Source organism: Acinetobacter sp. (assembly GCF_036659555.1).
GTDB lineage: Bacteria > Pseudomonadota > Gammaproteobacteria > Pseudomonadales > Moraxellaceae > Acinetobacter.
On the sequence record NZ_JAVXCI010000003.1, the window covers coordinates 50,294 to 61,438 of the forward strand.

Annotated in this window: 10 protein-coding genes; all 10 read left to right on the top strand. The window is 40.6% G+C overall.

All coding sequences use genetic code 11. The features are described from left to right. Positions 1-5 precede the first annotated feature (5 nt). A complete protein-coding gene (locus RSA72_RS00970) occupies positions 6-1,175 on the top strand; it encodes a DegT/DnrJ/EryC1/StrS family aminotransferase (RefSeq protein ID WP_332621133.1) in 1,170 nt (389 codons plus the stop codon). A gap of 63 nt (positions 1,176-1,238) precedes the next feature. Further along, on the top strand, positions 1,239-3,095 hold the full coding sequence (locus RSA72_RS00975; protein ID WP_332621134.1) for a polysaccharide biosynthesis protein: 1,857 nt from the start codon (positions 1,239-1,241) through the stop codon (positions 3,093-3,095). Positions 3,096-3,303: 208 nt separating this feature from the next. Continuing rightward, positions 3,304-4,362, top strand: a complete 1,059-nt coding sequence (gene rfbB / locus RSA72_RS00980) for a dTDP-glucose 4,6-dehydratase (RefSeq protein WP_332621135.1) — start codon at positions 3,304-3,306, stop codon at positions 4,360-4,362. Further along, positions 4,362-5,237, top strand: a complete 876-nt coding sequence (gene rfbA / locus RSA72_RS00985) for a glucose-1-phosphate thymidylyltransferase RfbA (protein ID WP_332632639.1) — start codon at positions 4,362-4,364, stop codon at positions 5,235-5,237. The genes rfbB and rfbA overlap by 1 nt, the downstream gene beginning before the upstream one ends. After that, positions 5,234-6,091 (top strand): WxcM-like domain-containing protein, encoded by an 858-nt coding sequence (locus RSA72_RS00990; RefSeq protein ID WP_332624096.1) that lies wholly within the window; start codon positions 5,234-5,236, stop codon positions 6,089-6,091. Before rfbA ends, RSA72_RS00990 begins: the two co-directional genes overlap by 4 nt. Then, positions 6,088-7,203 carry a DegT/DnrJ/EryC1/StrS family aminotransferase gene (locus RSA72_RS00995; protein ID WP_332624095.1) on the top strand — a complete coding sequence of 372 codons (1,116 nt, stop codon included), beginning with the start codon at positions 6,088-6,090 and terminating at the stop codon, positions 7,201-7,203. Before RSA72_RS00990 ends, RSA72_RS00995 begins: the two co-directional genes overlap by 4 nt. A gap of 1 nt (position 7,204) precedes the next feature. Then, positions 7,205-8,473, top strand: coding sequence for an O-antigen translocase (locus tag RSA72_RS01000; RefSeq protein WP_332624094.1), 1,269 nt, complete (start codon positions 7,205-7,207; stop codon positions 8,471-8,473). A 13-nt stretch (positions 8,474-8,486) separates the two neighbouring features. Then, entirely contained in the window at positions 8,487-9,356 is an 870-nt protein-coding gene (locus tag RSA72_RS01005) for a glycosyltransferase (protein WP_332624093.1), read from the top strand. Between the two features lie 22 nt (positions 9,357-9,378). After that, on the top strand, positions 9,379-10,557 hold the full coding sequence (locus RSA72_RS01010; protein WP_332624092.1) for a hypothetical protein: 1,179 nt from the start codon (positions 9,379-9,381) through the stop codon (positions 10,555-10,557). Next, on the top strand, positions 10,554-11,145 hold a 592-nt coding region (locus tag RSA72_RS01015), incomplete at its 3' end, for a glycosyltransferase (protein WP_332632642.1). The genes RSA72_RS01010 and RSA72_RS01015, both read left to right, overlap by 4 nt.

An 11,145-nucleotide genomic window follows, 5' to 3' on the forward strand; every position in this document is an offset into this window, starting at 1 on the left:
ATTCAATGTTAAACAGTGCATTTGAGCCGTGGCCAAGTTTCACGCAAGCTGAAGCGGATGCGGTCGCAAAAGTTCTATTGTCAAATAAAGTCAATTATTGGACAGGCCAGGAATGCCGTGAATTTGAAAAGGAATTCGCCCAGTTTGCCGGAACGGAATATGCGGTTGCCGTGGCGAACGGGACTGTGGCGCTGGATTTGGCATTGAAGGCGCTGGGGATTGGCGCCGGCGATGACGTGATTGTCACTTCGCGGACTTTCCTGGCTTCGGCCAGTTCAATTGTAACTGCAGGCGCGAACCCGGTCTTTGCCGATGTAGAGCTTGACTCGCAGAATATTTCACGCCGCAGCATTGAGGCGGCCATCACGCCGAATACCAAAGCCATTATCTGCGTGCATTTGGCGGGCTGGATGTGCGACATGGACCCCATCATGCAGCTGGCTGAAGAAAAAGGCCTGTATGTGATTGAGGACTGCGCTCAAGCCCACGGCGCGCGGTATAAAGGCAAACCTGCGGGTTCAATCGGCCATATTGGCGCCTGGTCATTCTGCCAGGACAAAATTATGACCACGGGCGGCGAAGGCGGCATGGTCACGACCCGGGATGAAGCGCTGTGGAAAAAAATGTGGTCATATAAAGACCACGGGAAAAATTATGACAGCGTGTATATGAAGCAGCACCCGCCGGGTTTCCGCTGGCTGCATGATTCTTTTGGAACCAACTGGCGCATGATGGAAATGCAGGCGGTGATCGGGCGCATGCAGCTGCAGAAAATGGCTGAATGGACGGAACGCCGCAATGCAAACATGCAGCGCATCTACAAGGCTTTTGACAATACGCCCTATGCGGCCGTTTATCAGCCTTCTGAGGATTATGTGCATGCAGCTTATAAGTGCTATGTGCAGGTTAATGCTGATGCGCTGCCTGCAGGCTGGTCGCGTGACCGCATCATGCAGGAAATCAGCAGTCTGGGTGTGCCATGTTTCAGCGGCTCATGTTCTGAGGTCTATCAGGAAAAAGCCTTTGACGGCACGGCATGGCGCCCGGCGCAGCCTTTGCGGAATGCCCGGCAGCTGGGTGAAACCAGCCTGATGTTCCTGGTGCATCCAACCCTGTCTGAACACAGCATGCAAAAGGCTGCTGATGCCATTCAGCAGGTGATGACTAAAATTTAAAGCCATAATGGCGTATAATATGCGCCGTTTAATCTCCTGATTTATGCCGATTTAGAGCCCTTAGTGAAAGACATCATCCGATATTTAGCTGGACTGCCGCGCCGCCAAAAGCAATTGGTTTTGGTCGCCATGGATTTCTGCGCGCTGCCTTTCCTGATGTGGCTGGTTTATGCAATCCGGCTGGCTAAGCCGGATGTGCAGGTCATGGAAGGCTTGGATTTCTGGTATCTGCATGTCGCGGCGGCCGGCGTATTGGTATTCGGTATCGCAGGCATTTACAGCGCGATTGTCCGCTCCTTTAACGAAGACTATCTGCTGCGTTTGTCGGCAGCGACTTTTGTGCAGATTGTTGTGCTGTATGCAGTGAAGAAACTCGGCTTGGCCTTTATTCCCATGAGCATTCCGCTGATGTACGGCTTTCTGCTGTTTTCGTGGATGTGGTGGAGCCGCGCATTAATCCGCTTTGCAACCGTTCAGACTTTATATAAAAAGCAGAACCGCAAGCGTGTTGCAATTTATGGCGCGGGCTTGGCAGGCCAGCAGATTGCCGCTGCCTTGCACCGCTCAGATGACTATTTGCCGGTGTGTTTTATTGATGACAAAAAATCACTGCATGGGCGGGTCTTGGGCGGCTTAAAAGTTTTCCCGCCAAAGCGGGCGCTGCCGCTGCTGCTTAAATACCGCGCCGATGAAATTCTGCTGGCCATGCCGTCGGTCACGCGCCCGCGCAAGACAGAGATTCTGCGCTCATTTGAAGGCGCTAAAGTCAAAATTATGGAGCTGCCGGGCGTCACGCAATTGGTGGATGGCCAGGTCAGTGTTTCAGATATTAAAGAAGTCGATATTATTGACCTGCTCGGGCGTGATCCTGTGCCGCCGAAGCCGGAACTGCTGCGTAAAAATATTGAAAATAAAGTCGTGATGGTGACAGGGGCCGGGGGGTCTATCGGCTCTGAACTCTGCCGCCAGATTGTAAAGCATCAGCCTAAAATGCTGGTGCTGTATGAAATGTCTGAATTTGCGCTGTATTCGATTGACCGAGAGCTGCAGCATTCAGCAGTGCAGATTATTCCAGTTTTGGGCTCAGTGACCAATCAAAATAAATTAGAACGCATATTGCAGCAGTATGCGGTGCAGACTGTATACCACGCTGCGGCTTATAAGCATGTGCCGCTGGTCGAGGCAAACCCTTTTGAAGGCATTTACAATACCTCGATTGGCACAGCGCGCAGTGCAGACGCCGCTGTTGCTCAGGGGGTGGAAACCTTTGTATTGATTTCTACAGATAAAGCCGTGCGCCCGACCAATGTCATGGGGGCATCTAAGCGCATGGCGGAGTTATATTGCCAAGGGCTAGCTGCAACAAAACCGCAAACCCAAATCAGCATAGTCCGCTTTGGCAATGTGCTGGGTTCCTCCGGCTCAGTTATCCCTTTGTTTAAAAAGCAGATCGCTGGCGGCGGCCCTGTTACCGTAACGCACCCGGAAGTGACGCGCTATTTTATGACCATACCGGAGGCGGCGCAGCTGGTAATTCAGGCGGGCGCGATGGGCACAGGCGGCGATGTGTTTCTGCTGGATATGGGGGAGCCGGTTAAAATTGTAGATTTGGCCAAGCAAATGATTGCCTTGAGCGGCTTCAGCCATTTTGAGCAATCTGAAAGCAGCGGCGATATTGAGATTAAATATACGGGCTTGCGGCCTGGCGAAAAGCTCTATGAAGAGCTGCTGATTGATCAGGAAAATGTTGAAAAAACAGATCATGAGCGGATTTTAAAGTCTTATGAAGGCTCTTATGATTTCTCAGAAATTTCAAGCGTTTTTCTTGAGCTGGAGAAAGAGTCTGAATCGGGGGATAACCGCGGCGCCGCTTTTCATATATTAAGAACTTATGTTGAAGGCTATGCTGGGGGGGATTAAAGCATTTTATTTTGAAATGCATGCAATATTATTAAGCGCAGTTAAAGTTATCTAATTTTTACAGTAAAGAGTTTTTATATAATCTGTTAATATATTCCGCATCGCATGCCAGCTAAATTTTTATGGCCAATGCGCATTAAAGTTTATGTCTTATTAACAATTTAAAAAGTTTATTTCGGTCAAGCATTTAAATTAAGAGCGGAAAAATATGAAGTTTGTTGTAACAGGGGGAGCTGGTTTTATCGGGTCAGCTGTTGTCCGTCATATTATAAAAAATACGGCGCATCAAGTGCTTAATATTGATAAGCTGACTTATGCTGGGAATTTGGAATCTTTGGCGCTGGCAGCGGACAATGAGCGGTATCAATTCAGTCAAACTGACATTTGCGATCAGGAGCAAATTGAGAAGCTTTTTCAGGAGTTCCAGCCTGATGCTGTGATGCATTTGGCAGCCGAGTCGCATGTCGACCGGTCTATTGACGGGCCGGCAGCATTTATCCAGACGAATATTGTTGGAACTTATGCGCTGCTTGAAGCCGCGCGTAAATATTGGCTGCAATTGGATGATGAGAAAAAGGCAAATTTCCGTTTCCATCATATTTCAACCGATGAGGTCTATGGCGATTTAGAGGGCACAACTGACCTGTTTACAGAAAGCACGCCGTATGCCCCAAGCTCGCCTTATTCAGCCAGCAAGGCCAGTTCAGATCATTTAGTCCGCGCCTGGCATAGAACCTACGGCTTGCCTGTAATCGTCACAAACTGTTCAAATAACTACGGCCCCTATCACTTTCCAGAGAAGCTCATTCCTCTCGTAATACTCAATGCGCTGGATGGAAAGGCATTGCCGATTTACGGCAAAGGCGATCAAATCCGTGACTGGCTATATGTGGAAGACCATGCCCGGGCTTTATATAAAGTTGTCACGGAAGGGGCTGTAGGTGAGACCTATAATATCGGCGGGCATAATGAAAAGCAGAATATAGACGTTGTAAAAACGATTTGTAATATATTGGATGAGTTAAAACCCCAGCCAAATGGGCAGAAATATGAATCGCTGATTGCATTTGTAAAAGACCGCCCTGGGCATGATTTGCGTTATGCGATTGATGCTGGAAAAATTGGCTATGAATTAGGCTGGAAGCCTGAAGAAACATTTGAAACAGGGATCCGTAAAACTGTGGAATGGTATTTGAATAACTTAGAGTGGTGCCGCCGGGTTCAGGACGGCAGCTATCAGCGTGAAAGATTAGGTGTGAAAATATAATGAATACAAAGGGTATTATTTTAGCAGGCGGTTCTGGCACACGCTTATATCCCATTACAAAAGGCGTATCTAAGCAGTTATTGCCAATATATGATAAACCGATGGTTTATTATCCTTTATCTGTCTTAATGCTTGCCGGCATCCGTGAAGTTTTAATTATCAGCACGCCTGAAGATATTGACGGCTTTAAGCGCTTATTGGGAGACGGCTCGCAATTCGGTGTCGAACTGACCTATGCGGTGCAGCCAAGTCCGGACGGTTTGGCGCAAGCCTTTATTATCGGCGAAGAGTTTATCGGCGGCAGCAATGTCTGTTTAGTGCTGGGCGATAATATTTTCTATGGCCAAGGCTTTACGCCGATGTTGCGTCAGGCGGTTTCACGCCAAAAGGGCGCAACAGTATTCGGCTATCAGGTGAAAGATCCTGAGCGTTTTGGCGTGGTTGAATTTGATGATCAAAAGCGCGCTGTATCCTTGGAAGAAAAACCGAAACAGCCAAAGTCTCATTTTGCGGTAACGGGGCTGTATTTTTATGACAATGACGTGATTCAAATTGCGAAAGAAGTAAAACCTTCAGACCGCGGCGAGCTGGAAATTACCACAGTCAATCAGATGTATTTAGAGCGCGGCGATTTAAATGTTGAGCTGCTTGGCCGCGGTTTTGCATGGCTGGACACAGGCACTCATGCGAGTTTATTAGAGGCGGCTCAATTTGTAGAAACAATTGAGAAGCGTCAGGGCTATAAAGTTGCATGCTTAGAGGAAATTGCTTTGAATAATGGATGGCTTTCTAAAGAACAAGTGTTAGAAATTGGTCGAAGCATGAGTAAGAATGATTACGGCCAGTATTTGATTTCTTTGGTAAGTGAATCATGAGTTTAGTTAAACTAATTGATTTGCCGAGTTTTGGGGATGAAAGAGGCGGTTTGGTTGCGCTTGAATCAAATCAATCCATTCCATTTGAAGTGAAGCGCTTATATTATATTTTTAATACAGCAGATAAGCCTCGCGGTTTTCATGCTCATATTAATTTAAAGCAAGTGGCAATCTGTTTAAAAGGTAGTTGCCGCTTTATTTTAGATGATGGTCAGCATAAAGAAGAAGTCGTATTAGCTTCACCGACTCAAGGCTTGATTATTGAAGGCTTAACTTGGCGGGAAATGCATGACTTTTCAGAAGATTGTGTATTGCTTGTTTTAGCAAGCGAGCATTTTAGTGAAGATGACTATATAAGAGACTATCAAGAGTTTATTAAAGTCGTAAATAAACCATTTCTACATCCTTTATCAGATGTAATGTCTAGCAACATTGGACAAAAAACAAAAGTTTGGCAATTTAGTGTAGTTTTACCGAAAGCAGTCATTGGTGAAAATTGTAATATCTGTGCACATACTATGATCGAAAATGATGTCATTATCGGTAATAATGTCACCATAAAATCAGGTGTATATGTTTGGGATGGTATCACTTTAGAAGATAATGTCTTTATTGGCCCATGTGTTGCTTTTACAAACGATAAAGCCCCCCGTTCAAAACAGTATCCAAATGTATTTCCAAAAACAATAGTCGAGAAAGGCGCAAGTATTGGTGCAAATGCAACAATTTTACCTGGAATTCGTATTGGGCAAAATGCATTGATTGGTGCCGGTGCTGTGATTACCAAAGATGTCCCTGCGAATGCAATAGTGGTGGGTAATCCAGGAATAATTAAAGGTTATATAGAAGAATGATCCCATTTTTAGATTTACAAAGTATTAATAAGCAGTACAGAACTGAATTAATTAAAGTATGTACCCGTGTGATTGATTCAGGTTGGTATATTGGCGGAAAAGAGCTTGATCGATTCGAGCAAAACTTTGCAAACTATTGTGGAACCCGGTTTGCAATTGGGGTAGCAAATGGTTTAGACGCATTAATTCTTACACTTCGCGCTTGGAAAGAATTAGGAAAGTTAAAAGATGGCGATGAAATCATTGTTCCATCAAATACCTATATCGCCAGTATTTTGGCGATTACAGCAAACAACTTAATTCCAGTTTTAGTTGAACCGGATATTCAAACTTACAATATTGATCCTGTAAAAATTGAAAAAGCAATAACCGCCAAAACGAAAGTTATTCTGCCTGTTCATTTATATGGACAATTGGCTGCAATGCCTAAGATTATGGATATTGCCAATAGACATAATCTATTGGTTTTAGAGGATTCAGCTCAGGCTCATAGTGCAGAAATCCATGGCAAAAAAGCTGGAAACTGGGGCAATGCTTCCGGATTCAGTTTTTACCCGGGAAAAAATCTAGGCGCATTAGGGGATGCGGGGGCTGTAACAACAAATGATGAAGAACTTGCCAATATGCTGAAGGCGCTTCGGAATTACGGCTCTCACGAAAAGTATAAAAATTTAGTGCCAGGCGTGAATAGCCGGTTGGATGAAATCCAGGCGGCGATGCTGGATATTAAACTGAAATATTTAGACAGCGAAATTGCGCAGCGCCGCAAGATTGCTAATTTATATTTAACACAAATTACAAATCCTGAAATTATTTTGCCTTTGTCAGATATTGATGCATCTCAATATAAGCAGCATGTTTGGCATTTGTTTGTAATCCGTTCAAAAAATCGAGAAGCGCTGCAAAAATATTTGGCAGATCATGGCGTGCAAACTTTAATCCATTACCCGATTCCGCCGCACAGGCAGCAAGCATATAAAGAATGGAATAACTTAAGCTATTCAATTTCTGAGCAAATTCATGAAGAAGTGATTAGCTTGCCGCTTGGCCCAACAATGAGTTTGGATGAAGCACAAGCCGTAATTGAGTTGTGCAATAGTTTCAAGATTTAAAATGAACTTACTCAAGACTAGTGCGTTAAATGGCATTGCAGTTTTAATTAAAACTGCAACCATGTTTTTATTGAATAAAATTTTAGCGGTATATGTTGGCCCTGCCGGATATGCTGCAATAGGGCAGTTTCAGAACTTTATTCAGATGATCACGACCTTTGCAGGAAGTGCGGTGAATACTGCTGTTATTAAGTATACTGCCGAATACCATGAAGATGAAAAGAAGCAAAGAGCTGTCTGGAAAACGGCCGGAAGCATTGTTTCAATCTTTAGTTTTATTTTCACTTTTCTGGTATTAATTTTTCATCAACAACTGTCATTTTGGATATTTAAAACGGAAGATTATGGCTCTGTTTTAATATGGTTTGCCGTATTCCTGATTTTTTTTAATTTAAATGCGCTTTTATTGGCGATCCTGAACGGTAAAAAAGAAATACTCAAGCTGGTTGTTGCCAATATTGCCGGCAGCCTATTTTCTTTGGTGATCACGGGACTGCTTGCGGTAAAGTTTGGACTGTATGGCGCACTGGTTGCGCTAAGCATCTATCAGTCTCTTAACTTTATTGTAACTTTGTTTTTGAGTTACAGATCTGAATGGTTCAATTTTTCATACATATGGGGGAGAATTGATGCTGAAATTGCAAAAAAAATTGCCGCATTCGCTGCAATGGCCTTAGTCAGCGCCATTTGTATACCTTTATCCCAAATGGTCATCCGCGGGTATCTCGTTCACGAATATAATGCTGCGTACGCAGGTTATTGGGAGGCAATGATCCGCTTAAGCGCTGCATATCTGATGCTAGTCACTACAACATTAGGTGTCTATTATCTGCCAAGGCTGTCTGAGCTGACAAATATTCAGGAAATAAAGAAAGAAGTTTATTTGGGCTATAAATTTATTTTCCCTTTAGCTGCACTTGGCGGTACTGCAGTATATCTGCTAAAGGATTGGATTATCCCGCTGCTTTTTAGTACTGCATTTTTGCCAATGCGAGAGCTGTTTTTATGGCAGATGCTTGGCGATTCACTCAAGATTGGCAGCTGGATTTTAGCTTACCTGATGCTGGGTAAGGCAATGACAAAGCTGTTTATAAGCACTGAAATTATTTTTGCATGCAGTTCTGTCGCTTTAACTTATTTATGCACACAATATTTTGGTTTTAAAGGGGTTTCCATTGCTCATCTAGTCAATTATGCATTGTACTGGAGTGTAATGGGATATTTTGTATTTGATGTATTAAAAGACCGAGAGAATAGTTTTGGAAAATAATAAGCAGCCTTTAGTGTCAGTGGTGATTCCTTGCTATAACCATGAACAGTTTGTGCAAGACTGCATACAAAGTGTTATTGATCAGACGTATGAAAATATTGAGTTGATCATTATTGATGATGGGTCAAAAGATGGCTCTGTAAAAAAAATACAGCAGATGATTTCTGAATGTGAAAAGCGTTTTACTCGTTTTGAATTTAGAACCCGCCCAAATAAAGGTTTGTCTGCAACATTGAATGAAGCATTGGAGTGGTGTCAGGGAAAGTATTTTTCTGTAATTGCTTCGGATGATATGCTTTTAAATAATAAAATTTCAATACAGGTTAAGTATTTAGAATTAAATCTTCAGTGTGCTGGCGTTTTTGGAGCATTTCAGATTGTTGATAATTATGGTGTGGTTATAGGTCTTAGGAAAAAAAATACCAAAGAATATAAATTTGAAGATATATTTTTACATAGACATGAGCTCCCAGCTCCCACACAATTACTTCGAACACATTTAGTTAAAGAAACTGGTGGTTATCCAGAAAACATTTTAATTGAAGACTGGTATATGTGGTTGAGGATGACGGAGCTAAAATTCTCTTTAAACTATATTGATAATATATTGGTTAAATATAGGAGGCATGAAAATAATACGTCTAAAAAACTTGATAATATGATGGAAAGCCGTTCAATAATTATTGAAATGTTCAAATCGCATTATTTATATAATGATGCTTTAGCATGTGCATATTTAGTTTCAGCTAATGATTATATTTCTATAGATAAAGGTGAATCATGGAGTTATTATCTGAAATTTAGAAAGTTCAGGAATAAAAGTAATTATTTTGCTTCGTTTAAGTATGTGATAAAAATAACGTTAAGTTTTTTTATTAATTGAATTGTTATAGAGAAAAATAATTATGTGGTATGTTAGGTTTGATAATTTATTACCATTTTTATTGCTTTTTTTGTTGGTTTTTGATCTGCATTTAATAGGTGGTTTTGGTAGTGCTATAATAACATTTTTGGTTTGTTTTTTAATTATTTTGATGAATCCTAGTAAATATATTGTTAATGCTAATAAGATATTGAACTTCTTCTTTTTATTTTTGGTTTCATATATTTTTCTACTATCTTATGTCGCTTTTAGAGTGCTTTTAAATGGTATTGCTGAAGTAAGTTTTCTACTTACGATGAGTAAAGCTACATTAATTTTATTGGCAACTTTGTGTTATTTGATAGTTTTTTATAATTCTGATTTGAAGAAAAATTTAATAAATATTTTCTTTTTTAATGCCTGTATATGCTTAGTATTTGGAACTTTTTCTGAATATAAAACATTATTATCATTATTTCAATATGGTGGTGATAGTGTTGAGTTAATAGGTAATAATGAATACAGGAATGCTTTCTTAGCAGGTTCTGGTTATTTTGGAATGTCTTCTTTGTATGGATTGGTTTTTGCAGTTGTATTAAAAATAATTATTGATGATAAAAATCATAATTTTTTTAAATTGCTTGTTATTGCTTTGGCTGGTTTATTTTCTGGTCGCGTGGCTTTGATCTGTTATTTAATGGCTATATTATATTATATTTTTTTAAAATTAAATTTAAGGGTTTCATTATTTTCATTATTTTCATTATTTATTTTTATTTTTATTTTGAATTTTTTTCCAGTATTTGATGATGTTAAATATTGGCTATCAGAGATGTTTGTTGATAATGATTTATCTCAATCAGAGTCTTTTAGTCAATTCTCAGAAACTTTCTCTTTGCCTTCAAGTGAATTAACATTATTGTTTGGTGATGGATTATATGGAAATTCAGAGAAATACTATGGCGGTAGTGACTCTGGTTATATTCGTAATATCTATTTTGGAGGATTATTCTATTTGATTTTTTTATTGGGGGCATTTTTTTTAATTTCCTATAATGTTAGGAAAATATTATATATTTATGTTTTAATTTTTATATCGTTATTTCTTCATTTAAAAGGTGTATTCATCTTTAACAATCCTGGTTTTTTTGGTGTGTTTTTAACATCATGCATTATTCTATTTAAAGATCGTAATGATTTTAATTTGGTAGGTAAATTTTGAATATTTTATATTTAATAACAGGACTAGGTGGAGGCGGTGCTGAAAAAGTGGTAGCAGGCTTAGCCGATGAAATGTCGAAACTTGGGCATCAAGTCAAAATAGCCTATTTAAAAGGGCAAGTTATAGTTTGTCCTGAAAATAGTGAAATAGAATTGATTGATCTTGGTTTAGAATCTGTTAAGAATTCTAAAGTTGCTTATAAAAATTACAAACAGCTTCTTAAAGAATTTCAACCAGATGTCGTGCATGCACATATGGTACATGCCAATATTTTTGCACGTATTTCACGAATCTTTTGCCCAATTCCCAAACTGGTCTGTACAGCGCATAGTAATAATGAAGGCGGAAAAGGCCGGATGTTAGCTTATAGGTTGACGCATCATTTGTCCGATCTCACAACGAATGTAAGTCTGTCTGCATCTAAAAATTTTGAAGCTTTAGGTGCAGTGCCTGAACAGGGAATAACAACAGTTTATAACGGAATTAACTTGGCGCGCTTCCATAAATCTGAACGATCTGACCGAGAAATGCGTGTATCTCTTGGCCTATCTGACAATGATTTAATGTTTTTGGCCGTCGGAAGATTAC

Coding starts and splice junctions, on each gene's coding strand:
- RSA72_RS00995 (WP_332624095.1), top strand. CDS start 6,088: ATGATCCCATTTTTAGATTTACAAAGTATTAATAAGCAGTACAGAACT.
- RSA72_RS01000 (WP_332624094.1), top strand. CDS start 7,205: ATGAACTTACTCAAGACTAGTGCGTTAAATGGCATTGCAGTTTTAATT.
- rfbB (WP_332621135.1), top strand. CDS start 3,304: ATGAAGTTTGTTGTAACAGGGGGAGCTGGTTTTATCGGGTCAGCTGTT.
- rfbA (WP_332632639.1), top strand. CDS start 4,362: ATGAATACAAAGGGTATTATTTTAGCAGGCGGTTCTGGCACACGCTTA.
- RSA72_RS00990 (WP_332624096.1), top strand. CDS start 5,234: ATGAGTTTAGTTAAACTAATTGATTTGCCGAGTTTTGGGGATGAAAGA.
- RSA72_RS01010 (WP_332624092.1), top strand. CDS start 9,379: ATGTGGTATGTTAGGTTTGATAATTTATTACCATTTTTATTGCTTTTT.
- RSA72_RS00970 (WP_332621133.1), top strand. CDS start 6: ATGTTAAACAGTGCATTTGAGCCGTGGCCAAGTTTCACGCAAGCTGAA.